At 67.6% G+C, this 22,880-nt stretch carries 23 protein-coding genes; 9 read left to right on the top strand and 14 right to left on the bottom strand.

The window, feature by feature from the left end; all coding sequences use genetic code 11:
• Positions 1 to 152 precede the first annotated feature (152 nt).
• Genes ACFTR6_RS12175 through ACFTR6_RS12165 form a run of 3 tightly spaced genes read left to right on the top strand, consistent with a single transcriptional unit; the run spans position 153 to position 2,940 of the window.
• Positions 153 to 551, top strand: coding sequence for a hypothetical protein (locus ACFTR6_RS12175; RefSeq protein WP_377958108.1), 399 nt, complete (start codon positions 153 to 155; stop codon positions 549 to 551).
• On the top strand, positions 548 to 2,293 hold the full coding sequence (locus ACFTR6_RS12170) for a DUF4389 domain-containing protein (RefSeq protein WP_377958107.1): 1,746 nt from the start codon (positions 548 to 550) through the stop codon (positions 2,291 to 2,293). The genes ACFTR6_RS12175 and ACFTR6_RS12170 overlap by 4 nt, the downstream gene beginning before the upstream one ends.
• Positions 2,290 to 2,940: a dihydrofolate reductase family protein gene (locus ACFTR6_RS12165; RefSeq protein ID WP_377958106.1), complete on the top strand. Its 651-nt coding sequence runs from the start codon at positions 2,290 to 2,292 to the stop codon at positions 2,938 to 2,940. Before ACFTR6_RS12170 ends, ACFTR6_RS12165 begins: the two co-directional genes overlap by 4 nt.
• 24 nt (positions 2,941 to 2,964) lie before the next feature.
• Here the strand turns inward: ACFTR6_RS12165 and ACFTR6_RS12160 are convergent, their stop codons facing one another.
• The 7 genes from ACFTR6_RS12160 to ACFTR6_RS12130 form a co-directional block, all read right to left on the bottom strand.
• Entirely contained in the window at positions 2,965 to 3,348 is a 384-nt protein-coding gene (locus tag ACFTR6_RS12160) for an RNA-binding S4 domain-containing protein (protein WP_087872834.1), read from the bottom strand.
• Between the two features lie 34 nt (positions 3,349 to 3,382).
• On the bottom strand, positions 3,383 to 3,577 hold the full coding sequence (locus ACFTR6_RS12155) for a DUF2795 domain-containing protein (protein ID WP_076799614.1): 195 nt from the start codon (positions 3,575 to 3,577) through the stop codon (positions 3,383 to 3,385).
• Positions 3,570 to 4,469, bottom strand: a complete 900-nt coding sequence (locus tag ACFTR6_RS12150; RefSeq protein WP_377958105.1) for a glycosyltransferase family 2 protein — start codon at positions 4,467 to 4,469, stop codon at positions 3,570 to 3,572. Before ACFTR6_RS12150 ends, ACFTR6_RS12155 begins: the two co-directional genes overlap by 8 nt.
• Positions 4,470 to 4,734: 265 nt before the next feature.
• Positions 4,735 to 5,388 (bottom strand): GntR family transcriptional regulator, encoded by a 654-nt coding sequence (locus tag ACFTR6_RS12145; RefSeq protein ID WP_087872835.1) that lies wholly within the window; start codon positions 5,386 to 5,388, stop codon positions 4,735 to 4,737.
• 128 nt (positions 5,389 to 5,516) lie between these two features.
• Positions 5,517 to 6,518: a transketolase family protein gene (locus ACFTR6_RS12140; protein ID WP_087872836.1), complete on the bottom strand. Its 1,002-nt coding sequence runs from the start codon at positions 6,516 to 6,518 to the stop codon at positions 5,517 to 5,519.
• The gene (locus ACFTR6_RS12135; protein WP_076803669.1) at positions 6,515 to 7,381 is read right to left on the bottom strand and encodes a transketolase; all 867 of its coding nucleotides are present in this window, start codon (positions 7,379 to 7,381) and stop codon (positions 6,515 to 6,517) included. Before ACFTR6_RS12135 ends, ACFTR6_RS12140 begins: the two co-directional genes overlap by 4 nt.
• A gap of 65 nt (positions 7,382 to 7,446) precedes the next feature.
• On the bottom strand, positions 7,447 to 8,784 hold the full coding sequence (locus ACFTR6_RS12130) for an MFS transporter (RefSeq protein WP_076799617.1): 1,338 nt from the start codon (positions 8,782 to 8,784) through the stop codon (positions 7,447 to 7,449).
• Positions 8,785 to 8,973: 189 nt separating this feature from the next.
• On the opposite strand from ACFTR6_RS12130, the gene ACFTR6_RS12125 reads away from it, so the two are divergent.
• The 4 genes from ACFTR6_RS12125 to ACFTR6_RS12110 all read left to right on the top strand — a co-directional run bounded on the left by ACFTR6_RS12125 (position 8,974) and on the right by ACFTR6_RS12110 (position 12,924).
• Positions 8,974 to 9,798: a sugar phosphate isomerase/epimerase family protein gene (locus ACFTR6_RS12125; protein WP_377958104.1), complete on the top strand. Its 825-nt coding sequence runs from the start codon at positions 8,974 to 8,976 to the stop codon at positions 9,796 to 9,798.
• A gap of 32 nt (positions 9,799 to 9,830) precedes the next feature.
• The gene (locus ACFTR6_RS12120; protein ID WP_377958103.1) at positions 9,831 to 10,604 is read left to right on the top strand and encodes an SDR family NAD(P)-dependent oxidoreductase; all 774 of its coding nucleotides are present in this window, start codon (positions 9,831 to 9,833) and stop codon (positions 10,602 to 10,604) included.
• Positions 10,605 to 10,675: 71 nt separating this feature from the next.
• Entirely contained in the window at positions 10,676 to 12,436 is a 1,761-nt protein-coding gene (locus ACFTR6_RS12115) for a dihydroxyacetone kinase family protein (RefSeq protein WP_377958102.1), read from the top strand.
• The gene (locus ACFTR6_RS12110) at positions 12,433 to 12,924 is read left to right on the top strand and encodes a ribose-5-phosphate isomerase (RefSeq protein WP_172411671.1); all 492 of its coding nucleotides are present in this window, start codon (positions 12,433 to 12,435) and stop codon (positions 12,922 to 12,924) included. The genes ACFTR6_RS12115 and ACFTR6_RS12110 overlap by 4 nt, the downstream gene beginning before the upstream one ends.
• Before the next feature lie 6 nt (positions 12,925 to 12,930).
• Here ACFTR6_RS12110 and ACFTR6_RS12105 read toward each other — a convergent pair whose 3' ends face one another.
• The 4 genes from ACFTR6_RS12105 to ACFTR6_RS12090 all read right to left on the bottom strand — a co-directional run bounded on the left by ACFTR6_RS12105 (position 12,931) and on the right by ACFTR6_RS12090 (position 16,862).
• A complete protein-coding gene (locus ACFTR6_RS12105; RefSeq protein WP_076799623.1) occupies positions 12,931 to 14,055 on the bottom strand; it encodes a sulfite oxidase in 1,125 nt (374 codons plus the stop codon).
• Between the two features lie 127 nt (positions 14,056 to 14,182).
• Positions 14,183 to 15,034, bottom strand: coding sequence for an SDR family oxidoreductase (locus tag ACFTR6_RS12100; protein WP_377958101.1), 852 nt, complete (start codon positions 15,032 to 15,034; stop codon positions 14,183 to 14,185).
• A 7-nt stretch (positions 15,035 to 15,041) separates the two neighbouring features.
• On the bottom strand, positions 15,042 to 16,046 hold the full coding sequence (locus tag ACFTR6_RS12095; RefSeq protein ID WP_377958100.1) for an aldo/keto reductase family protein: 1,005 nt from the start codon (positions 16,044 to 16,046) through the stop codon (positions 15,042 to 15,044).
• Between the two features lie 39 nt (positions 16,047 to 16,085).
• On the bottom strand, positions 16,086 to 16,862 hold the full coding sequence (locus ACFTR6_RS12090; protein ID WP_377958099.1) for a hypothetical protein: 777 nt from the start codon (positions 16,860 to 16,862) through the stop codon (positions 16,086 to 16,088).
• A gap of 203 nt (positions 16,863 to 17,065) precedes the next feature.
• On the opposite strand from ACFTR6_RS12090, the gene ACFTR6_RS12085 reads away from it, so the two are divergent.
• Positions 17,066 to 17,470 (top strand): YchJ family protein, encoded by a 405-nt coding sequence (locus tag ACFTR6_RS12085; RefSeq protein WP_377958098.1) that lies wholly within the window; start codon positions 17,066 to 17,068, stop codon positions 17,468 to 17,470.
• Positions 17,471 to 17,531: 61 nt separating this feature from the next.
• On the opposite strand, the gene ACFTR6_RS12080 is transcribed toward ACFTR6_RS12085, so the two are convergent.
• The 3 genes from ACFTR6_RS12080 to ACFTR6_RS12070 all read right to left on the bottom strand — a co-directional run bounded on the left by ACFTR6_RS12080 (position 17,532) and on the right by ACFTR6_RS12070 (position 21,116).
• Positions 17,532 to 18,479, bottom strand: a complete 948-nt coding sequence (locus tag ACFTR6_RS12080; RefSeq protein ID WP_377958097.1) for a TIGR04086 family membrane protein — start codon at positions 18,477 to 18,479, stop codon at positions 17,532 to 17,534.
• 197 nt (positions 18,480 to 18,676) lie between these two features.
• Positions 18,677 to 20,650, bottom strand: coding sequence for an acyl-CoA dehydrogenase family protein (locus ACFTR6_RS12075; protein WP_377958192.1), 1,974 nt, complete (start codon positions 20,648 to 20,650; stop codon positions 18,677 to 18,679).
• A gap of 163 nt (positions 20,651 to 20,813) precedes the next feature.
• Positions 20,814 to 21,116, bottom strand: coding sequence for a hypothetical protein (locus ACFTR6_RS12070; RefSeq protein ID WP_076799632.1), 303 nt, complete (start codon positions 21,114 to 21,116; stop codon positions 20,814 to 20,816).
• 315 nt (positions 21,117 to 21,431) lie between these two features.
• Between ACFTR6_RS12070 and ACFTR6_RS12065 the strand changes: the two genes are divergently transcribed.
• Positions 21,432 to 22,880 (top strand): DUF3375 family protein, encoded by a 1,449-nt coding sequence (locus tag ACFTR6_RS12065; protein ID WP_377958096.1) that lies wholly within the window; start codon positions 21,432 to 21,434, stop codon positions 22,878 to 22,880.

Raw genomic sequence — 22,880 nt, 5'->3', positions numbered from 1 at the left:
CGGTTCCGACAACGAAGTCGGGGAGGCGTTGACCCATGAACGTTAAGATCCGGTCCCTGCGAGTGGCCGGACCGCGCCGCCTTGGGCAGCGGTGGTCCGCCGGGGGGACGTGAGCGCCGATGGACCATACGGCCCCCCATCATCGCCTCAAGATGGTGGTTCACATCGATTCCAACATGGCGCGGGCCTGCATTGAGGTCCGCGGGACCCTGACGCCGGCCAACATCCGGGCACTCTACGTGGTGGCCAAGCGCGCCAGGACGCTGCTGCCTGGCAAGGAGATCGTCCTCGACCTGACTATGGCCCGGGCGACGACGGAGACCATCACCGCGCTCCACGATCCGGTGCAGATCACCGAGCTCAGCGGTGAAGGCACGTCCGACAAGCCATGCCGGCTCAGCATCCTGGATCCCCGGCCAGGTGCCCGCGGGCTTGACCATAAACATCCGGACCATAGGCACGGCGACCACGCCCACGACGGGCACAAACACGCCGACCACAAGCTCACGGATAAGCCCCGCCGCAAGGCACGGGACAAGGAGCCGGCATGAAACCCGGTCGCATGGTGATGCTCGTCCTGGGCACGCTCGCCGCACTCCTTGGCCTTGGCCTGCTTGCCGGTGCTGCAGGCGTTGGCTGGCTCAACTTCCAGCAGCGGGACGAAGGGTACTTCAGCACCCAGTCGCACCGCTTCGATGCGTCATCTTCCGCAATCACCACCACGGGCCTGGACGTCATGGTCACCGGCAGGCTGCCGGACGTCATTCCGGCGGATACCGCCGGCAGCATCCTGCTCCGCGGATCGGCAGCCACGCCCGGCAAGGGGATCTTCATTGGCGTCGCACCCCAGCAGGACGCGGCGCGCTATCTCGAGGGAGTCAAGCGCTCTGAAATCCGGGAACTGAATTTGCGGCCCTTCAGGGTCGACTACAACGAAGTGCCCGGGACCCGGACCCCTGCCCGCCCCGGAGCCCAGGACTTCTGGGTTGCGTCCGCCGAGGGCACCGGTACGCAGGAACTCAAATGGAACATCCTTCCCGGCAGCTGGACCCTGGTGGTCATGAATGCCGACGCCACCGCGCCGGTGTCCGCGGATCTGCAGGCCGGCGTCCGCTCAGACCTGCTCTGGCCGCTGTTCCTCTGGCTGCTCATTGCCGGGATGGTGCTGCTGGTTATCGGGGTGCCACTGATCGTTGCCGGGGCCATGGGGCTGGGGCGGCACGGGCCGCCGCCGCACGTTCCCCCGGGACAGCACCTTCCCCCGGGACAGCATCCTGCCGGACAGTATCCGCCGGGCCAATATCCCGGAACCCCGACGGCGGCACCTCCCGCCGCTGCCGGCGTCACCGGTCCGTTAGCCAGCTCAGCCGTCCCGGGCGGAGGTGAAGGCGCGCGGCAGGGAGGTGCGGGCGTTCCGCCCGGAGCCGGCGGACCTCCGGGCACGCCGCCGGCTTCCTACCCGGCGCCGGGCTATCCGGCCTCGTACCCGGCGCCTGGTTACCCGGCGCCCGGCTCTGCCGCCGGCGGCGGGGACGGCGCACCGCCGCCCGCCGTCGTCGTCGACCAGCTCGAAAACCCGAGGTACCCTGCCCGCCTGACCGGCCACGTGGACCCGGCGCTGTCCCGGTGGATGTGGCTGGTCAAGTGGTTCCTGGCCATCCCGCACCTGATCGTTTTGTTCTTCCTCTGGTTCGCACTGATCGTCACCACGATCGTGGCGTGGTTCGCGATCCTGTTCACCGCCCGCTACCCGCACTCGCTGTTCAACTTCAACGTGGGTGTGCTGCGCTGGAGCTGGCGGGTGTCCTTTTACGCATTCACGGCGATCGGCACGGACCGTTACCCGCCCTTCACGCTGGCCCGCACCGACTACCCGGCCGACTTTGAGGTTGATTATCCCGACCATCTCTCGCGCGGCCTGGTGCTGGTCAAGTCCTGGCTGCTCGCCATCCCGCACCTCCTGATTGTGGGCGTGCTCGCGGGAACCTCACGCACCTGGGTGGCGGCGTCGGACGACGACCTCGCCGGCGCGGGCAGCTACTCGGTGGGCAGCGCCGTCTCCCTGCTCACGCTCCTGGCCTTCATCGCCGGCGTCATCCTGCTGTTCACCGGGAGGTACCTGCGGAGCCTGTTCGACCTGCTGGTCGGGCTCAACCGCTGGGTCTACCGGGTCGCTGCCTACGTGGCGCTGATGCGGGATGAGTATCCTCCGTTCCGCCTGGACATGGGACCCGTCGATCCCGGCGGACCTCCCGCGGCCAGTCCACAAACCACACCAAGGGGCCCATCATGAAACTCACCGTCAATACCTTCGTGAGCCTGGATGGTGTCATGCAGGGCCCGGGCGGCAGGGACGAGGACACCAGCGGCGGCTTCGAATTCGGCGGCTGGCTGGTGCCGCTCTTCGACGATGACCTGGGCAGGATGGTGAACGGGTGGTTCGCCGAAGCCGACGCCATCCTCCTTGGCCGCACCACCTACCAGATGTTCCAGCCGTACTGGGAGCAGGTCACGGACCCGGACGACTCAGTGGCAAAGGCGCTCAACAGCCTGCCCAAGTACGTGGTGTCCTCAACACTCACCGACGCGACCTGGAACAACACCACCATCCTCCCCGCGAACTTCCTCGAGGCCGTTGACGACCTCAAATCCGGCCCGGGACGGGAGTTGCAGGTCCATGGCAGCCACCGGCTGGTCCGCGCCCTGCACGACGCCGGGCTGGTGGACGAATATCGGCTGGTTATCTTCCCCGTGGTGCTGGGACAGGGCAAGCGGCTTTTCGAACCCGGCATCACGCCGTCGGCCTTTACCCTTGCCGGGAGCAAGGCGACGTCGTCGGGTGCTGTCCACCTGACCCTGCTGCCGGCGGCGTTCGGCGCCGCTGACCTGGAGGTGGGGGAGTTCGAGGTGCGCGAGGGCCGCGAGCAGGTCAAGGACTGACGGAAGCCGCATCCAGACGGCGGGTCAGCCCAGTCCGCGCAGGCGCTCCATTTCGCGGCGGTCCTTCTTGGTAGGCCGCCCGGTTCCGCGGTCCCGCTGCGGCAGCCCGAGCGCCGGCGCCACCGGCCGGGGCGGGGTATGGTCCGTGAAACAGTGGGAGGCTGCCTCTGCGCCGACACGCTTGGCAATGAGCCGGCGCACCTCGAGGATGCGCTCATAGCCGGGCTGGCGGACCCGCACGGTGTCGCCGGGCACGAGTGACTGCGAGGCCTTGGCCGGGTTCCCGTTGATGCGCACATGCCCGGCGCGGCATGCGGCGGTGGCGGCGGACCTGGTCTTGTAGGCGCGGATGGCCCACAACCAGGCGTCGACGCGGACGGTGCTCGGGGCTGAAGGAAGGCTGCTCATGATTGCAGCCGAGTATAGCGGGGCGGCAGTGCACCTATCCGCCGGAGACAGCCGAACTTACGTCCGTCGGGCTGTCATATTCCTTATCCGGAATGTTCTGCAGGGCATCGAGGACGTTGCTGTCGGCGCCGGATTCCTTGGCCCGGCTGATAAGGGTTTCCTTGCTGGCGGGGTAGTCGATTCCGCCCAGGAACTTCTGGATCTGAATGGGGTTGGGGGCGTCAGCCATGTCCGTACCTTTCGGCTAGTTGTTGGGTGGTTCCGTTCTCTGCAAGCACGACGTCGAAGGCCTCCACGCGGCGGTCCGTAACCGTGGTGGGGGATTCCAAGTGCACGGCACCCGAAGGAAGGATGCCCGCGCCGCCGAATTTTTCCATCACCCGCCACTGGGCCACCACGTCTTCGCCGCAGTGTTCGGGCGGCAGGCAGGTCCAGAACCGGAAGCCGCCGGCGTCCTCGAGAGCCTGCCTCCGGAACATGGTGCATCCGCCCAGCCATGCCACCTTGTACGGAAGCCATTGCCCGGACCTAAGTCCCAGTTCTGCGCTCACGTGGCTCAGGTTGGCCGCGCTGTGCAGGGGCCAGCGCTGGAAGCCCTCCTCGCCGGGACGGATGCGCTCGGGGGTCACGGGCCCCTGCCACGGTGAGAAGGTAATGGTCTCCTCGGGACGCCGGTCGCCCAGGTAGGAAAGACCCTGAGGGGCCATGCCCACAAAGCCGCACCCCAGGGCATCGAGGGCCTCGCCCATCCTGGCCAGCGCGCCCGGTTCCAGCCACACGTCGTCGTCGAGGAACAGCACCTTGTCCGTCCGGGCCTGCTCCAGGACGAACTGCCGGTGTTCGGCAAGGCCGCGGCGCGGGAGGTGGCGGTGCAGCTCCACGGTGGTGCCTTGGGCACGGAGGACCCGAAGCAGGGTGGCGGCCGGCGGATGCTCCCAGGCCGGCGGCCCGTCTGACTGGTCACTGACCACTACCCGGAAGGCAGGGCCGTCCTGCGCCGCGAGCCCCGCAAGCGTAACCGCAAGTTCGGCAGGCCGGTTGCAGGTGGGGATAAGGACATCCAGCGCGGCATCGCTGATGGTCTGGCTGGAGGCCCAGCTGGCAGAAGTATGGCGATCCATGATCACCGCCTTTCCGAGACGATAAGTCCGTCGCGAACGATGACTCCATTGGGGCGTTGAGTACGTTCAGTCGGATGGTCGGTTACGGTGCACTGGTTCAGATACCCAGGGCTCCTGCTGCCTAAACGGGCTGCGGGCGTGTCGGCCGAAATGGATTGCTTCAGGGTGCCGCAAAAGCAGCGAGAGGTGGGATCTCCTCGCTTTCGCCGGGCGAAAGCCTCGAGATCCCACCTCTCGGCGAGTGAGGGGAGTGTGGCCGCTAAATCTACGCGACCAGGACCGCGGCGGCGGACTCCATGTGTTCGTGGATGGTCTTGCGGGCCAGGGAGGCGTCGCCCGTCTCGATTGCGGCAACAATGTCGTTATGCCGGTCCACGCTCATGTTCCGCACGCCCTTGTCGAGTCCGGCGAACATGATGGACATCCGGATGGACCCTTCCAGGGATTCCCACGAGTGCAGCAGCGTCTCGTTGCCGGTCAGGCGGCACATGGTGCGGTGGAAATCGAGGTCCGATTCGACCCGCTCCTCCATGGTGCCGTGGGTGGCAGCCTCCATGGCCTGGATGGCTGTGCGGAGCGAGCCGATAACGTGCTGGCGGTCCGGCAATTCGCACAGGGTGCGGGCCGCCAGGGATTCCAGCGCTGCCCGGACCGAGTAGATGTCGCGGATTTCCTTGGCGTCCAGGTGGCGCACCGAGAGCCGGCCACGGGCGCCCGCGGAGACGAGGCCTTCCTGCTGAAGCTGCCGGAGGGCCTCCCGGAGCGTCCCGCGGCTGATCTGCAGCATCTCGGACAGCTCGGTTTCCACCAGGTGGCGGCCCGGCTCGAGTGCGCCGCTGGTGATGGCGGTGCGCAACGCGGCCAGCGCCTGCTCGCGGAGGCTTTTCTTTTCCAGTCCCAGAAGGGTTGCTGTGGCCATCGGATTCTCCCCAAGGTCAGAGGTCAACTGTCTACAGCTGCCGTGTTAACAATGATGCCACGGCAGGAGCGGCGGGCCAGCTACCGACCCTGCGCTCCTGCCGTGGCTGCGCTCCAGCGGAGGCTGATTCAGCCGAGTTCGGCGAGCACCTTTGCCACGATGCGCTGAACGGACAGGCCGTAGCGTTCGTGCAGGGTGGGCAGGGCGCCGGCGTCGAGGAATTCGTCGGGCAGGGCCACGGGCACCACACGCTTGCCGAGGCCGGCGGTGACCACTGCCGAGGCGACCGTCTCGAACAGCCCGCCCACCACGCTGTGGTTTTCCAAGGTGACCGCGAGGCGGTCGGTGTTGATCTCGGCCAGGACAGTTTCGGCGTCGAACGGCTTGATCGTAGGGGTGTGGACGACGGCGACGTCCACGTTGTGTGCCTCCAGGGCCTTGGCTGCCTGCAGGGCACGCATGGTCATCAGGCCGCTGGAGACGAAGACGACGTCGTTGCCTCCGCGCAGGACCTTGGCCTTGCCGAGCTCGAAGGTGTAGTCGTACTCGTCCAGGACCGTGGGGACGTTGCCGCGGAGCAGGCGCAGGTAGGTGGGTCCTTCGCTGGCTGCCAGCTGCGGGACGGCCTGTTCGATATCGATGGAGTCACAGGGGTCCACGATGGTCAGGTTGGGCATGCCGCGGAAGATCGCCATGTCCTCGGTGGCCTGGTGGCTGGGGCCGTAGCCGGTGGTGAGGCCGGGAAGGCCGCCCACAATGTTGACGTTCAGGTTGGGTTCGGCCGCGTCGAGGCAGAGGAAGTCGTAGGCGCGGCGGGCGGCGAACACGGAGTACGTCGAGGCGAAGGGGACCAGGCCGGTTTCGGCGAGGCCCGCGGCGGCGCCGAACAGGAGCTGCTCGGCCATGCCCATCTGGAAGAACCGCTCCGGGAAGGCCTGGGCGAAGATGTGCATGTCCGTGTACTTGCCCAGGTCCGCGGTCAGGCCCACGATCCTGTCGTTCTCCTGCGCGGCCTTGACCAGGGCGTGCCCGAACGGCGCGGACGTGGTCTTCTGGCCGGGATCGGCGAAGGACGCAATCATCGCCGAGGTCTTCAGTTTCGGCTTCGCGGCCGTGGTGGTGGTGCTCATCGGGCGGCCTTTCCTTCGTATCCTGCGGTCAGCTGCTCGCGGCAGGTCTGCCATTCGTGTTCTTCGATGCGCATGAAGTGCGCCTTTTCGCGGTCCTCCAGCAGCGGCACGCCGCGGCCCACCTTGGTGTCGCAGAGGATCACGGACGGCCGTCCGCTGGTGTCGGCCTGGGCTGCTGCATTGTCGAATGCTGCGAGCAGTGCGGCGACGTCGTTTCCGTCCACCCGCTGGGTGTACCAGCCGGCGGCTTCCCACTTTTCGGTGATGGGTTCGGTGCGCAGCACGGTGTCGGTCTTGCCGTCGGCCTGCAGGGCGTTGATGTCCACCATGGCGGTCAGGTTGCCGAGCTGGTGGTGGTGGGCGCCCATGGCAGCCTCCCAGGTGGAGCCTTCGTCCAGTTCCCCGTCGGAGAGGAAGTTGAAGACCCGGGACTCAGATCCCTGGTAGCGCAGGCCCAGCGCCATGCCGACGGCGATGGTCAGTCCGTGCCCCAGGGAGCCGCCGGAGATTTCCATGCCGGGGGTGTAGGTGGACATGCCGGACATCGGGAGCCGGGAATCGTCCGAGCCGTAGGTTTCGAGCTCGTCAACGGGGACGATGCCCGCCTCGGCCAGGGCCGCGTAGTGGCCGATCGCGTAGTGCCCGGTGGAGAGCAGGAACCGGTCACGGGCCTCCCAGTGCGGGTCCTCCGCGCGGAAGCGGAGCTGGTCGGCGTACACGACGGCGAGCATGTCCGCGGCTCCCAGCGCCTGGCCCACGTAGCCCTGGCCCTGGACCTCGCCCATGTTCAGGGCGTGATGCCGGATCCGGTACGCCGCGGCACTGACCCGATCCAGGCGTTCTGTGGCTGTTTCCGTGGTCATTTCTTCCTTCTCGGAGAGGTCGCTGGTGTGCAGTTCCTGCGGGATGGCTTCGTTGACGGTGGTCATTAGGCGTTCACCGACTGGGGCGTGCTTTTGGTGATTTCATCAGCCAGCTGGCGTTCCCGCTTGCCCCACGTTTCGCGGGTGGCGACGGCTGCCCAAAGGCCCACTGCCGCGTACAGGCCGAACAGCATTGCCGGGCCCATCCAGCCGAAGCTGACGAACAGAAGGGTGGTGACGAACGGGGTGAAGCCGGAGACCATGGCGGAGATCTGGTAGGCCAGGGAGGCGCCGGAAGCGCGGGTCTTGGCCTGGAACAGCTCGGGGAACCATGCACCCTGTGCTCCTGCGAGGGAGTTCTGGCAGACGGCGTAGGAGATGACGATCGTGGCGATGATGAAGATGAACAGGCCGGTGTTGACCAGCAGGAACATCGGAATGGCGAACAGCAGGGCGAAGGCGCAGGACCAGATGTAGACCGGGCGGCGGCCGACCTTGTCCGTCAGGCGTGCCCAGGCCGCTGTGGCGATGATGCCTACGGCGGAGGCGATGCAGAGGGCCACCAGGGTCTGGGTCTTGTCGGCGAGCTGCTGCGTGTGGAGGTAGGAAATCATGTAGGTGATGGATACGGCATAGCCGGCGGTCTCCGCCACGCGCAGCCCGATGCCCTTCACGATGTTGCGCCAGTCGGTCTTGAGGACCTCGACGATCGGGGACTTCACGATGTCGCCGCTGTCCTTGACCTCGTCAAACACGGGGGACTCGGGAACCTTGGAGCGGATGATCAGGCCCACAACCACCAGCACGATGCTGGCCAGGAAGGGGATGCGCCAGGCGAGCTCGCCGCCGAGGTTCACGCTGACCAGGAACACCAGGTTGGCCAGCAGCAGGCCCACCGGGAAGCCGGCCTGCACGATGCCCGTGTATTTGCCCTTGGCCTTCCACGGTGCGTGCTCGTAGCTCATCAGGATCGCCCCGCCCCATTCGGCGCCAAAGGCCAGGCCCTGCACGATGCGGACGAAAACCAGCAGGGCCGGAGCCAGCAGGCCCACCTGGCTGTAGGTGGGAAGCAGGCCGATCAGGAAGGTCGCGACGCCCATCAGGATGAGGGACGTGACCAGGACAGGCTTGCGGCCTACCTTGTCGCCGAGATGGCCGCCGATGATGCCGCCCAGCGGGCGGGCAGCGAAGCCGACGCCCAGCGTGGCGAAGGCTGCCAGCGTTCCGGTCACCGGGTCGCCCGTGGGGAAGAACGCGGTTCCGAAATAGAGGGCGGCCGCAGTACCGAAGCCAATGAAGTCGTAGGTCTCGATCACGGCGCCGACGCCCGAGCCGATAGCGACACGCTTGGCGTCCTTGGTGCCGTGGACCGGCCCCCGCATGTTCAGAGCTTCGTTGCTCATGGTGGTTCCCTTTCGAAGAGCGGCTGAACCAGGTCCAGCGCTGTCGACTGTTAACAAGATATGTCCAGTGTGACCGACGTCATGCCGACTGTCAACAGTCACCGTCAGGAGTTGACTGTTAACAGTCGAACGCCCTAATGTGGTGGTAATCACTACCGCCTGCCGGGCACGACCAGAGGATCAACGACGATGTTCCATTCCCGACTCGGGTGCTCATCCATCAGCTTCCGCCACCAGGATCTGCCCGCAGCCCTGCGGACCATGGCCGGGCTGGGTTTCAATGAAATCGACCTGGGCGCCCTTCCGGGCGTCTGCGACCACGTTCCGTATGAGCTCGACGCCGACGCCGTCTCGGCGGTGGCCAGCGACGTGGCGGCGTCGGGCCTCCGCGTACGTTCCGTCAACGGGGACATCGGGGACCTCAATGCAGTGCTCGACGCCGGCCGGCAGGCCGAGCGGGACAGGCACCTTGATGCGCTGCTCACCCTCACGGCGAAGACGGGAGCCAAGGCGCTGGTCCTTCCCTGCGGCGCGCTGAACCACGAGCCGGTCCGGAGCCTCGAGGAGGACCTTGACCTCGTCGCGGCGCAGCTGATCCGGGCGGGGGAGCATGCGGCGGAGTTCGGTGTCGAACTCTGGACCGAGTCGCTGCACTTCCTGCGCTTCTGCTGGAATCTGGAGCGCGCCGAACTGCTGGCGCAGCGCCTGGCGGGTTCCGGCGTCGGAATTGTCATGGACTTCAGCCACATCGTCGCCGCAGGCGAGGACCCCCTGGAGTACCTTGCACGGCACAAGGGCCGCATCGCCCATGTGCACCTGCGCGACGCCGTGCCCGGGAACATCAACCTCAGCATCGGCAACGGCCAGGCGGATTTTGCCGCCGGCCTGCGGGCCCTCGCGGCCCAGGGCTACGCCGGGCACTTCAGCCTGGAACTCGAAACCCGGGACGTCACCCACGACGAACGTCCGGCCGCCGCCGCCAAGGCAGCGAGCTTCATCACCGACCTCATCTGATCCACCCACCACAGAAACCACCTAGGAGCATCATGTCCGCCATTCAGCGCACCGCCGTCCTCACCGGAGCCACCTCGGAGCGGGGCATCGGCCTCACCACCGCCCGCCGCTACGCCAGCCAGGGCTGGGCCGTGGTGATCCTGGACCTCGACGGCGAGAAGTCCGCCAAGGTCGCCACCGAAATCGGCAACGAATTCAACGTCCCGGCCTTCGGCTACGAGATCGACGTCGCCAACGAGGAGTCGGTCAACTCCGCCTACAAGGCCGTGGCAGCCGAGGTCAAGAGCGGCTCCCTGCCCGCCGTCGGCGCCCTGGCCAACATCGCCGGCATCACCTCGCCCGTGCCTTTCCTGGAAACCACGCTTGACCTGTGGAACAAGGTCATGGCCGTGAACTCCACCGGCACCTACCTCGTCACCAAGGCCTTCCTGCCGGACATGATCGAGAACGGCTGGGGCCGCATCGTCAACATGTCCTCCGTATCCGCCCAGCGCGGCGGCGGCGTCTTCGGCAAGGTCCCCTACTCCGCTGCCAAGGCCGCCATCCTCGGCTTCACCAAGGCACTCGCCCGCGAGCTGGGGGACTCCGGCGTCACCATTAACGCCATCACCCCGGGCGCCGTGGACACCAACATCCGCGTCGGCAGCACCGACGAGCAGGAAGCCGCCATCAACGCCGGCATCCCGCTGGGCCGCAACGCCACCACCGAGGAAGTGGCTGCCGTCATCACCTTCCTGTCCTCGGAGGAGTCCGCCTACCTGACCGGCACCACCATCGACATCAACGGCGGAAGCCACATGCACTAAGCACCCCAGTACTTCTCCCGACCGCCCAGCAGCATGCCAATCCCGCCGCCCCGCCGCACAGAGAGCCAGCCATGACCAGAATCTTCAACAATCCAGCGGACTTCGCCGAGGAAGCACTCGCCGGCTTCTGCGATCTTCACTCCGGACTGGTCCGCCAGGTTCCCGGCGGCGCCGTGCGCCGCCACCGGCCGGCAGCCCCGAAGGTGGCGGTTCTCGCCGGCGGCGGGTCAGGCCACTACCCGGCCTTCGCCGGGCTCATCGGCCCCGGCTTTGCCGACGGCGCGGTGGTGGGGAACATCTTCACGTCACCCTCCGCGCAGCAGGCCTACGCCGTGGCCAAGGCCGCGGACAGCGGCGCCGGCGTGGTGTTCACCTACGGCAACTACGCCGGCGACGTGATGAACTTCGGCATGGCCAGCGAGCGGCTGGCCGCCGAGGGCATCGCCGTCGAGAACGTCCTGGTGACGGACGACGTCGCCAGCGCCCCGCCGTCGGAAGCGTCCAAGCGCCGCGGCATTGCCGGGGACTTCACGGTCTTCAAGGTCATGGGGGCAGCCGCGGAAGCCGGGGCAGACCTGGCCGAGGTTGTCCGCCTGGGCCGCAAGGCCAACAGCCTCACCCGGACCATCGGCAGCGCCTTTGCCGGCTGCACCTTCCCCGGCGCCGACGCGCCGCTCTTCTCACTGGCTGAGGGACAGATGGGGCTGGGCCTGGGGATCCACGGCGAGCCCGGCCTGTTCGATACGGACCTTCCGCCGGCCGCGGACCTGGGCCGCGAGCTGGTCACCCGTGTGCTGGCCGAAACCCCGGAGGGGGCAGGGCAGCGGATCGCGGTGATCCTCAACGGACTGGGCTCCACCAAGCATGAGGAACTGTTCGTGCTGTGGGGGACCGTTGCACCGCTGCTCCGCGACGCCGGCTACACCCTGGTGCTGCCGGAAGTGGGCGAGCTGGTCACCAGTCTGGACATGGCCGGCGTGTCCCTCACGGTCACCTGGCTGGATGATGAGCTGGAGCCGCTCTGGGCCGCGCCGGCGGAAACGCCGGCGTACCGCCGCGGAATCACCGCGGCACAGTCGGGCAGCATCCTCGCCTCCGAGGCGGCCGACGACGACAGCACCGCCGTCGCCTTCACCGCCACCGCTTCCTCCCGCGGGTATGCAGCCGCGTGCGTCGCCGCACTGGAGTCGGCGCGTGATCTCCTGCATGCGGAGGAGCCGCGGCTGGGCGACATGGATGCGATCGCCGGCGACGGCGACCACGGGCGGGGCATGGTCAGGGGCGTCGACGCAGCCGTGGCCGCCGCCGCGGACGCCCTCGCCCGGGGTGCCGGTGCGGGAGACGTCCTGGCCGCCGCCGGGGATGCCTGGGCGGACCGCGCGGGCGGCACGTCGGGAGTCCTCTGGGGTGCCGGCCTGCGTGCCCTCGGCGAGTCGCTGGGCAACAGCGAAGTTCCGGGAGCCGCCGATCTATCGGCAGCCGTGACCGCGTTTGCCGGCCGCATCACCGGCCTTGGCAAGGCCGAGCTTGGGGACAAGACCATGGTGGATGCGCTGCTTCCGTTCGCCGAAACCCTGGCCCGCCGGGCCGGGGAAGGCGCCAGGGCCGAGGCGGCCTGGGAGGAAGCCGCTGCCGCTTCGACGGCAGCCGCCGCTGCCACCGCCACACTGCGCCCGCTGAAGGGCCGCGCCCGTCCGCTCGCGGAGAAGAGCCTGGGCACTGCTGATCCGGGTGCCACGTCCCTGGCCATGGTCTTCACCGTCCTGGGCAAGCATCTGGCCAGCGAAGCGGCCGTGCCCGCTGCGCGCACCGAAGCGGGGGCCGCGGTATGACCGCCGCAGCAGGCCGCCCCGCACTGCGGATCATCGTCGGCGCCGACGAGGCCGGTGTCGACTACAAGAACCGCATCCTGGAGGATCTCCATGCCGATGCCCGGGTTGCGGAGGTGATGGATATCGGGGTCAACCGCACCGACGAGCCGGACGAGTTCAGCAAGCCATATCCCCATGTCGGCATCACTGCAGGGGAAATGATCCGGGACGGGCACGCGGACCGGGCCATCCTGTTCTGCGGGACCGGGATCGGCGTGGCGATCGCCGCCAACAAGGTGGCGGGCGTGCGGGCAGCCACAGCCCACGACTCCTTCTCGGTGGAGCGGTCCGTGCTCTCCAACAACTGCCAGGTCCTCACCATGGGGCAGCGGGTGGTCGGGCTGGAGCTGGCACGCAGGCTCGCGCGGGAATGGGTGGGTTACACCTTCGACCCCGAGTCGGCGTCGGCCGGAAAGCTGACCGTGCTCAGCGATTACGAGGGGTGCTGAGCACACTTACTCGACGATGACCCGGATCCGCTGCACCGTGTTGTTGCCCATGCCCTGGTAATTCCAGTGCTGCCCCAGCGGCTGCACGGCGCCGGTGGCGTCGGTGGCCCGGCAGGCCAACTCGTGGTGGCCTGGGTCTGCCACCCAGGGCAGGCTCCAGCCGCGCCACGCAAAGGCACCGGCAGGCTTGTCCAGCTGGGCCGGAACCCACTTGCCGTCGATGCCGACCTCCACCTTTGTCACGGCGCCCTCACCGGACCACGCCCGGCCCTGCAGCATGACCGGCCCCCGCGGCAGGTACCTGCGGCGGGTGAAGAAGTCAGGGATGCCCGGCGGAACCATCAGCGACCGGACCCTGATCCGCGAAACCGGAGTGCCGGCGTCGTCCGCGTTGTGCTGGTAGCGGTAGGCGACCGACTGCTGGAAGCCGGTGAACGGCGTCGTGACCACCTGGATGGACTGCAGCCACTTGACGCTGGCCATGCCGTACCACCCGGGGACCACCAGCCGCAGCGGATAGCCATGCTGCGGCGGCAGTTCGTTGCCGTTCATCTTGTAGGCAAGGACGACGTCGGCCCGGGACGCCTCCGAAATCGGCAGGCTGCGCGCGTACTGCTGCCGGACGCCGCCCTGGATTCCGGCGTCGAGGCCCGTGAACACCACCTCGACGGCTTCGGGCTCGACCCCGGCCTGGCCCAGCAGGTATGCCAGCGGCACCCCGGTCCACACCGCCGTTCCCACGCCCTCCAGCGTCCAGGGCTGGCTGAGCGGCCGCGGCCTCAGCAGTGAACGCCCGTTGCCCGCGCACTCCATGGTCACCTGGACGCTGATGGCCGGGTCGCGCTTCAGCGCCGCGAGGCTCAGTTCCATCGCCCGCTCCACAGCCCCGCCGATCCGCAGGTGCCACGCGCCGCTGACCTGCGGAATATCGAAGTGCGTCAGCACATAATGCAGCCCCGGCGGGGTGACGTCCTCGCGCAGGGCCTCGAGCGGCATCGAGTGGTTCCGTACGGCGAGCTGCAGTTCCTCCCTGGTGAGGGGACCGTGGGTGGGTTCGCCGGAATGGGGTGTCAAACCGGACTGCGGTACGGGGCGGGCGGACGGTCGGCGTCGGTAGATCAGCTTGGACATGGCCTTGCGATTCTGCTCGGTGCTGCGGTTTTGTCTGGCGTTGCGGGATGCTGCCAGGGTGCAGCTGCTGTTGGGCGTGCTCCTCCTCACAGGTTTACGCCGCACACATTTGGCCGTCAACCGCCCGCTACAGCTGCGGCAGTTTCACCAGTTCCTCGAGTGCCATCGGGTCCTGCCCGGTGAGCCCGTGGACGTCCGACGTCGCCCCGGCCAGCTCGCCCGCGGCAATCGCCGTGTAGGTGCTGACCCACGCCTCCACCTGCCATGCCGGCGCGCCGTAGGACGCGCGGGAAGCGAACGCCTCCTCAACGGTTTCGTGGTGGTACGTGACTGTCCGGCCGGTGGAGCGGGTGAGCACCTCGGCGGCGTGCGCCAGTGAGATGTCCTCCGGGCCGGTCAGGTCATAGGTGGCCCCGGCGTGGACGGCGGGGTCGCGCAGCACGGCCAGGGCGGCACGGGCAATGTCCTCCCGGGCGACGGCGGCCATCACGCCGTCGCCGGCCGGACCCCGGATGACGCCGTCTTCTCCCGCCAGCATGGGCAGGAAATCCAGGTAGAAGTTGTCCCGCAGGAACGTGAAATCCATCCCGGAGGCCCTGATCCGCTCCTCGGTGGCGTAGTGGTCTCGGCCCAGCGTGAAGGTGCAGTCGGGCGCCGCCCCGAAGAAGGACGTGTACACGATGTGCTGGACGCCGGCCTCCGCCGCGGCGTCCACGAAGGCGTAATGCTGCTGCAGCCGGTCCTCCGCTTCTGCCGCTGACACCATGAACAGCACCTTGACCCCTTCCAGGGCCGGCCGTGAGAGCACCGGGTCCCCGTAGCTGACCGTCGCCGCCGGGGCATCCGTCAGGTCCGGTGCCCGGCGGGGATCACGCACCAGCAGGCGCTGGGAGAACCCGGCGTCGGCCAGCTGCCGGGCCACCATCCCGCCCAGGACCCCGGTGGAGCCGGTGACGGCAAGGTCTGGAAGATCGTTCATGGTGCTCCTAGGCTTCGCGCGTTGCGGGGGACTTGGTCTGGGCCGGGTCCCGTTCGGCGAGGGCTCCGACGGCGGCGTCGATCTTCTTCAGGACGTCCGGTTCGAGGCGGACACCGGCGGCCGCGGCGCTGTCGGCCACCTGTTCGGGCCGGGAGGCGCCGACGATCGCCGATGCTACGTTCGGGTTCTGCAGTACCCAGGCCACGGCCAGCTGCGGCATGGTCAGGCCGGCTTCCTCGGCCACGGGCCGCAGCTCCTGCACGGCGGCGAGGACGTCGTCCCGCATCCAGCGCTGGATCATCTTGGCGCCGCCCTTGTCGTCGGTGGCCCGGCTGCCCTCCGGCAGGGGCTGGCCGGGCAGGTACTTGCCGCTCAGCACGCCCTGCACCATCGGGGACCAGACGATCTGGGAAACACCCAACTCCTCGGACGCCGGGACCACTTCCTCCTCGATGACCCGCCACAGCATGGAGTACTGCGGCTGGTTGGAGATCAGCTGGAAGCCCAGTTCCTTGGCCAGGGCATGGCCGTTGCGCAGCTGCTCGGCGGTCCACTCGCTGACGCCGATGTACAGGGCCTTTCCCTGCCGGACGATATCCGCGAACGCCTGCATGGTTTCCTCAAGCGGCGTTTCGTAGTCGTAGCGGTGCGCCTGGTACAGGTCCACGTAGTCCGTCTGCAGCCGGCTGAGGGAACCGTCAATGGATTCCATGATGTGCTTGCGCGACAGGCCCACGTCGTTCTTGCCTTTGGGGCCAGTGGGACCGAACACCTTCGTGAAGATTTCAACCGACTGCCGGCGTTCGCCCTTGAGCGCTTCGCCCAGGACAGTTTCCGCCGCGGTGTTGGCGTACACGTCAGCCGTGTCGAACGTGCTGATGCCGGCGTCCAATGCCGCCCGCACGCACTGGGTGGCGACGTCGTTCTCCACCTGGGAGCCATGCGTGAGCCAGTTGCCGAACGTGATTTCCGAGATCTTGAAGCCGCTGTTTCCGAGGTATCTGAATTCCATGGGCTTCACGCTAGCGGAGATGGTTGCTCAGGGTAAGGGTCAGGCGCGGGTGCGGACGTCCGGGTGCTGTGCGAGCGACGTCATGGAACCCGTGTCCAGGACAGCTGCGTGTGCGGCAACGGCAGGCTTCCGGGCTGGCCGTGGCGGCTGCGCGGACAGCGCCAGGGCGGACCGGACGGTTTCGCCCTTGCTGGCGTTGCCCTTGCCGGTGTTGCCCGAGCCGGCCGCTTCGGCCGGTACGGCGTCGTGGCGCAGGGCCGATTCCACGAGCGGCGCCACCTGCGTCACGCTGGCCGCGGCCACATCAGGGGGCGGCAAGTCCCGCACCGTGACTTTGACTTCGGGCGCGGCAGCCCGGGCACGCGCCACCGCGCGGGCGTCGGCGGCAGCCACGGCGTCGGCCCAGTCCTTCGCGGGGACGGGCGGCACCGGACGGGCGGCCGTGACCAGGGGGTGGTGGGCGAGGGCGTTGCGGAGCGCCTCCTGGAGGCCGGCGCGGGTCCGCAGCTTCTTCCAGTTGACCGGTTTTCGGGGCTCGCGGACCGGGCGCACCTTGGCGGCCTTGGCCTTTGCGGGCACCGTTTCTGCCTCAGGGGGCAGCGGACTGCCGTCGGCGGCCAGCCGCACGATCTCGACGGTTTCGTTCCTGGGAAGACGGCCGAACAGCGCCATCATGATCAGCACCACAAGGCGTCCGAGTCCCGCAATCACCAGGGTGAGCATGACGCTCACGCACAGGCCGAGGAACATGAGGAAGGCAACGGCCAGGGTGCCAAAAAAGGTCAGGTTCAGTGCAATCGTTGTCGGATCTTCCACTTCACCCTCCTTACTTTTCGGCGTCCAATCCACAAGTGATTACGCCGGAAAACAGCCCCTAACCACCTTACGGACTATTTACTGCCGACATGCCCGCATGACAAGTAGCGGCAACTGTTGTTTCGAAGCTGTTATAGGACGCCGCAGTGCGCTGGCGCGGATAGGCTGTTGCAGCAAGCGAAGCCAAGACTCCAAGGGGTGCCGTGACCGAGCCAGAACCCTTTTCCGGTAACTGCCCGTGCCTGTCCGGCGAGCAGTATTCGGACTGCTGCGGCCGGTTCCACGGCGGTGGGGCGGAGGCTGCCACTGCGGAGCAGCTGATGCGTTCCCGGTACTCCGCATTCGTCCTGCTTGATGCCGGCTACCTCCTGAAAACATGGCACCCCAGCACCCGGCCCGGGGAGCTGGAATTCGATCCGGGCCTGCAATGGCGGCGGCTGGACATCGTGTCCCTCCAACGCGGCGGCCCGCTGGACACGGAAGGCGTGGTGGAGTTCAAGGCTTACTTCCGTCATGACGGCGAGCGCGGTGTCCATCATGAAACCAGCCGCTTCCTCAGGGTGGACCGGCGCTGGTATTACGTGGACGCCGTCGCACTTCACCGGTAGCGGAAGCTGTGATCGCCCTGCCGTGGGCCGGTTCTCCTCGCCCTTCAGTTCTGCCCGCTGCTCAGCGCTCCTCGTAATCTGCCGTAGGGGTAAATCCGGCACGGTCCACCTTGCGGTGGAAGTGCATGCCGGCCATCCCGCCCAGGACGGCGCCCACCAGTGCCACCAGGGCGACCACGACGGCGGCGATGATGCCTGTGGTGGTCACCTGGCCTTCGTTGACCGGAATCCGCGGGAAGCTGTTCAGCTGCGCCAGGATATTGAACTGCTCTCCCGCGATCATGCCGAGCACGGCCACCAGCACAGCGGCAATCACGGCCCAGATCCATACCATGAACCCCTGCTTCGCGCCATTGAACCTGGCCATCCTGCCGGCGACATAGCCGCCGCTGTAGTAGGAAGCAAAGAGGATGACCAGCAGGACGATGATGCCCACAATGCCCACCGTCTGGTTCGACGCGGCCTGGCCCACAGCGGCATTCACGTCAGTGTTCGTCGCAAGCCCCACTGCGGTTCCGGCCGCAGCGACCAGGGCGGTCAGCAGGACGGCCATGCCTGTGGCGGCCAGCCAGCCAAAGAACGCCGAACCGATTTTGATGCCGCCGAACGCCTCCTTTTCGCGCGCCACAGCCATTTCCCGGGTGGCAAAGGCAGGGTCGTCGGAACGAGACCTGTCAGGGGTGCCGTCCGGTTCGGTGTCCGGTGTGTAGTGGCGTTCCGCGTATGGGGCGTCCGGGCCGGTGGTGTTGAGGGCCCGGGTGTGCGTGTCCGCCGCGTCGGCAGGGCTGTTGCCGGCTGCCGAGCGCCGGGACTCGGTGGCGTCGTAGACAGGAGTGGCCTCCGTGGGAGCGTCTGCCCTACTGCGCTCCGGGGTGCCATGACCAGCAGGGTAGGGCTCAGCCGCGCTGTGTTCGGGCCGGTTGGACTCAGGCCTGATCGGTTCGGACGTGCCTGATTCAGAGGACGTGTGCCGGGGGCGTCTGTCCCCGGAACCGATTGTGCTGCTCATCAGCGAACTCGCTTTCATTGAACGGACCCGGGCTCAGGGGCCTGAGCCGGGCAACGCAATGCCGAGGCCAAGGCACTGGCCTCATTTCTAGCTAACTCCGTTCAATGGGCATTAGCAAGGATGCTTAGTATCTTGGTTTTGGCGCGTCTTCCCTTGTCAGAGGCGGTCTTGGGTGGTGCGGAGGCTTCCGCTGGGCGTCAGCGGTAGCCGCGGTGCAGGTTCTCCCGGGTCGATTCCCGGGCTGTCGCGTCGGCGATCCAGGGACCGGTTCCTTCGGACTGGTCCAGCACCCCGGCCTCCAGCCATTGGTAGTCTCCGGCAAGCACCTTGCGCGCGAGGTCGCGGTCGCCGTCGTCGGTATTCCGCCACAGCTGGTCGAAGTATTCGTCCACCCGGACGCGTGCCTGCTCACAGAAGGCGTCGGCCAGTTCAAAGGCCGTGGCGCCCCGCTCAGGAGCGGTCCGGAGCAGCATTTCGGCGCGCGAGCAGCAGGCGGCCATCGCGAAGAGTTCCGCTCCAATGTCGACGATCCGTCCCAGGAAGGCCTGTTTGTGCTCCAGGCGGGCCTGCCAGCGGCCCATGCCGTAGAACGTCTGCCGGGCGAGCCGGCGGGAGGAGCGCTCCACGAAGCGGAGGTGCTTGGCGAGCCGGCCGAACTCACTGTACGACCGCGGATCCATGCCGGCGCCCGCCACCAGCTTGGGCAGCCACTTTGCGTAGAAGCCGGAGGCTCCGACGGCGGCCCGTGCCTTGTCCGAAAGGCTCGCCTCGGCGGAGGCCAGGTCCCCGGCCGCGGCGAGGTGAGCATCCACGGCCTCACGGGCTATCAGCAGCCGCATGATTTCCGACGAGCCCTCGAAGATGCGGTTGATCCGCAGGTCGCGCAGCTGCTGTTCGGCGGGAACGGCACGCTCGCCGCGGGCCTCGAGGGATTCGGCCGTTTCGAAGCCGCGCCCGCCCCGGATCTGCACAAGTTCATCGGCGATCCGGTAGCTGATCTCGGTGGACCACAGTTTGGCCAGGGCGGCCTCGATGCGCACGTCCTTCTGCCCGGCGTCGGCCATTTCCGCGGACAGCTCGAACACGGCGTCGAGGGCGAACGCGGTGGCGGCGATGAACGCGATCTTCTTGCCCACGGCCTCGTGCTTGCCCACCGGGCGGCCCCACTGGGTGCGCGCATTGGACCATTCGCGGGCAATCTTGAGGCTCCACCGGCCCGTTGCCACGCACAGCGCGGGCAGCGAGAGCCTGCCGGTGTTCAGTGTGGTGAGGGCAATCTTCAGGCCCTGGCCTTCCCGGCCCAGCCTGTTGGCGGCCGGCACCCGGACCTTGTGGAAGCGGGTCACTCCATTCTCAATGCCCCGCAGTCCCATGAAGGTGTTGCGGTTCTCGACAGTGATTCCGGGGGAGTCCATTTCCACGACGAAGGCTGTTATTCCGCCCTTGTGCACGGCGCCCGCCGAATCGATGTGGCGCGGCACCACAGCCATTACCACCACGAGCTCGGCGATCACGCCGTTGGTGGTCCAGAGTTTGACGCCGTCCAGAACATACGACTCGCCGTCGGCACTGGGAACTGCGGTGCTGCCCATTCGCGCGGGGTCGCTGCCGACGTCGGGCTCGGTCAGCAGGAACGCGGTGACGGCCCCCGCCGCGCAGCGCGGCAGGTACGTGCGTTTTTGCTGGGGGGTGCCGAACACCTTCACCGGTTCCGGCACGCCGATGGACTGGTGGGCGGAAAGCAGGGCGCCCAGGCTGGGGTGCACGGATCCCAGCAGCGCCAGCGCCCGGCCGTAGTAAACGAGGGACAGGCCCAGGCCGCCGTACTCCTGCGGAATCTTCATGCCGAACACGCCCAGCTCCGCCAGGCCGCGCAGGTATTCGTCGGGGATCTTCGCGTCGCGTTCGATCGTCCGGCCCGACATGGTGCGGCAGTATTCTGTCAGCCGCGCCATGAAGGCCTCGCCGCGTTCCACGTCATCGGGTTTGGCGGCGGGCCAGGGATGGATGAGGCCGAGGTCAAAGCTGCCGAGATAGAGGCCTTTGGCGAAGCTGGGCCTGGTCCACTCGGTTTCGCGTGCTGCCTCGGCAATGGCGCGGGCGTCCTCCGCGGACGCGCCTGCACCGATCTTCTCGGGCGTAACGGGTGTTTCCGATGCGGGGCTGTCCACGGGCGGAACGGTGCCGGTGCCGTCCGTTGCTGTGCTGTTTCCAGCCGTGCTGTCGGGAACCTGGCGTTCAGCCGCCTGGCTGTCGGTGGCGGAGCTCACGGGGCATCTCCTCTGACCGGATGACCGGCTCAAAGCCCTGGGTCCGCCGCGGGTGGAGAACCCTTCAGCTGTCCCTCAATGCTACCCGCGGGTAGGTTCCGGTGCTAGGGGAAGGCTGCCCCTGAAGTTCCGCGGGAAACTCGACTGCAGCGGCGTGGTGCACCAGCCTGTCCCAGGCGTGGTTGATCCCGTGGACGGTCCTGAGCAGCGCCGCGGCGATGGCCAGCCAGGCCAGCCTCCCCACGCCCACCAGGACGAGCGCGGCGAATGCCGCCACCGCCACGAACAAGACAAGCACCAGGGCAAACATCAGCGTTCCGATGAACACCAAGGTGGCCGTCTCCACTGCACTCAAGTCGAACTGCATGCTTCCCCCTGCGCCGTTGCTGCGGATGGATCAGTAGCTTGAGACTAGGGCCAGGGACGAAGCTTCCTCCAGACTCTCAGCCATGCTGTGGCCGCGTTGATACGGGATCGAGACAATACGCCGCCGTAGGTCACGGAGTGATTGCGAAAACCTCATCTGTCACACCAGTAACGTTGCCCGACGGTCAACACGGCCCGCCTGCCGGACCCGCGGGACCCGCGGCACAGGCCGGTTTGTGGCTCTGCGTTAACCTTGTAGTTGGCAGTTTTCGGGTTTCCGCTGCCCAGACCAACCCCCAGCCGCTAAGGAGAGTGTGTGCCCCGGTCCGCGACGTCCTCTGCTGACGCGATCAGCGCAAGGCTCCGGGACCTCGAGCTCCTCACCAAGGGGCCCGCGTGGGCACTCACCCGTTCGGCCCCGTGGGTGATCGCGGTCCTGCAGGCATCCTTTACCCGCGCCCGGCCGCAGCTTCCGCTGGAAGAATTCCATGCCGACGTCGATTCCTTCCTTGAGCAGCTGCGCCGCCAGGACCCGGGGCTGGGCGGCCATGCCAACGGAAAGTCCTTCGGCGATGAGTGGACGCGCAAGCAGTTCCTGACGCGCCGGAACCAGTCGGGGCAGATCGTGTACGAGGTCACCGAGCCGGCGGCCCGCGTGCTGGCCTTCCTGGACAGCCTCTCCAGTGACAGGTCCACGCTCAACGGTTCCCGGCTGGGCACGCTCCTGGGCGACGTGGAGAAGCTCGCCAACGAGACCAACCCGGACCAGAGCGCCCGGCTGGAAGCGCTGGAGGAGGAGATCGGGGAACGGCAGCAGCTGATCCAGGACATCAGCTCCGGTGACTTCGACGGCCTGCTCGATGACGACCAGGCGGTGGAAGCGGCCGGCAACATCCTGGACCTGGCCGCCAGCCTGCCCGCGGACTACAAGAAAATGCGCGACCGGATCGAGGAGCTCGTGGGCGAGCTCCGCAACCAGATCATCGAGGAATCACTGACCAAGGGCGCCACCATGGCCCAGGTTCTCGAGGCGGACAAGCGGCTGCGCCAGAGCCCGGAGGGCAGGACCTTCCGTTCCTTCACCGCCTTCCTCGAGGACCCGCAGCAGCAGCTGCGCTTCCGCTCGGCCATCGGCGAGGTGCTCAGCCGCCAGTTCGCGGACGACCTTTCGCAGGAAGACCGCGAGACGCTGAAAAACCTGGTGGCGGAGCTCCGGCAGCAGCACAGCCAGATCCAGCGCATCTACGGCAAGCTCAGCGAAAGCCTGAACACCTACGTCCAGAGCGACGACTTCCGCCAGTCAGTGCGGCTCCGCAAGGTGCTGCGGGAGGCCGAACAGGCCATCCGGTCCATGCCCTACGAGCGTGAACGTCCGGGCCTGGTCCGCGGACCGGTGCTGTTCAACGCCGGTTTCGAATCGCTCTCCATGGTCAAGCTCTTCGATCCGGACGAGTTCGCTGCCCCGCCCAAACTGGCCGATCCCATCGCCTTCAGCGACTCGGACCGGGTCCGTTCGCCCCGGACCGCCAAAGCCAGGCCGGAGTCGATCCGCGCCGCGGCGGCCGGCGCCTCCACCCTCGCCGAGGCGTGGGAGCAGCTCCCGCCCGAGGAGCAGCACATCAACTCCATCCGTGCGCTCCTCTCGCACGCACTCCACACCGGCGCCGACTTTGACGCGCTGGCCTGGGAGACCCTCGACTTCGAACAGATAGACGGCACCACCCGCAAGGCGTATCTGCCGGTGGTCACGCTCAAGAAGGACTAG

Source organism: Arthrobacter sp. NPDC057009, assembly GCF_042673905.1.
Taxonomy (GTDB): domain Bacteria; phylum Actinomycetota; class Actinomycetes; order Actinomycetales; family Micrococcaceae; genus Arthrobacter.
The sequence above is the reverse complement of the archived record's forward strand: the minus strand, read 5'-3'. Positions and strand labels throughout refer to the sequence as shown.

Excerpts from the sequence above, each read along its gene's own strand:
- ACFTR6_RS12125 (WP_377958104.1), top strand. The coding sequence starts at position 8,974 with ATGTTCCATTCCCGACTCGGGTGCTCATCCATCAGCTTCCGCCACCAG.
- ACFTR6_RS12105 (WP_076799623.1), bottom strand. The coding sequence starts at position 14,055 with ATGTCCAAGCTGATCTACCGACGCCGACCGTCCGCCCGCCCCGTACCG.
- ACFTR6_RS12140 (WP_087872836.1), bottom strand. The coding sequence starts at position 6,518 with ATGAGCACCACCACCACGGCCGCGAAGCCGAAACTGAAGACCTCGGCG.
- ACFTR6_RS12170 (WP_377958107.1), top strand. The coding sequence starts at position 548 with ATGAAACCCGGTCGCATGGTGATGCTCGTCCTGGGCACGCTCGCCGCA.
- ACFTR6_RS12100 (WP_377958101.1), bottom strand. The coding sequence starts at position 15,034 with ATGAACGATCTTCCAGACCTTGCCGTCACCGGCTCCACCGGGGTCCTG.
- ACFTR6_RS12145 (WP_087872835.1), bottom strand. The coding sequence starts at position 5,388 with ATGGCCACAGCAACCCTTCTGGGACTGGAAAAGAAAAGCCTCCGCGAG.
- ACFTR6_RS12080 (WP_377958097.1), bottom strand. The coding sequence starts at position 18,479 with ATGAGCAGCACAATCGGTTCCGGGGACAGACGCCCCCGGCACACGTCC.
- ACFTR6_RS12160 (WP_087872834.1), bottom strand. The coding sequence starts at position 3,348 with ATGAGCAGCCTTCCTTCAGCCCCGAGCACCGTCCGCGTCGACGCCTGG.
- ACFTR6_RS12115 (WP_377958102.1), top strand. The coding sequence starts at position 10,676 with ATGACCAGAATCTTCAACAATCCAGCGGACTTCGCCGAGGAAGCACTC.
- ACFTR6_RS12155 (WP_076799614.1), bottom strand. The coding sequence starts at position 3,577 with ATGGCTGACGCCCCCAACCCCATTCAGATCCAGAAGTTCCTGGGCGGA.
- ACFTR6_RS12150 (WP_377958105.1), bottom strand. The coding sequence starts at position 4,469 with ATGGATCGCCATACTTCTGCCAGCTGGGCCTCCAGCCAGACCATCAGC.
- ACFTR6_RS12070 (WP_076799632.1), bottom strand. The coding sequence starts at position 21,116 with ATGCAGTTCGACTTGAGTGCAGTGGAGACGGCCACCTTGGTGTTCATC.
- ACFTR6_RS12120 (WP_377958103.1), top strand. The coding sequence starts at position 9,831 with ATGTCCGCCATTCAGCGCACCGCCGTCCTCACCGGAGCCACCTCGGAG.
- ACFTR6_RS12175 (WP_377958108.1), top strand. The coding sequence starts at position 153 with ATGGTGGTTCACATCGATTCCAACATGGCGCGGGCCTGCATTGAGGTC.
- ACFTR6_RS12130 (WP_076799617.1), bottom strand. The coding sequence starts at position 8,784 with ATGAGCAACGAAGCTCTGAACATGCGGGGGCCGGTCCACGGCACCAAG.
- ACFTR6_RS12110 (WP_172411671.1), top strand. The coding sequence starts at position 12,433 with ATGACCGCCGCAGCAGGCCGCCCCGCACTGCGGATCATCGTCGGCGCC.
- ACFTR6_RS12095 (WP_377958100.1), bottom strand. The coding sequence starts at position 16,046 with ATGGAATTCAGATACCTCGGAAACAGCGGCTTCAAGATCTCGGAAATC.
- ACFTR6_RS12165 (WP_377958106.1), top strand. The coding sequence starts at position 2,290 with ATGAAACTCACCGTCAATACCTTCGTGAGCCTGGATGGTGTCATGCAG.
- ACFTR6_RS12135 (WP_076803669.1), bottom strand. The coding sequence starts at position 7,381 with ATGACCACGGAAACAGCCACAGAACGCCTGGATCGGGTCAGTGCCGCG.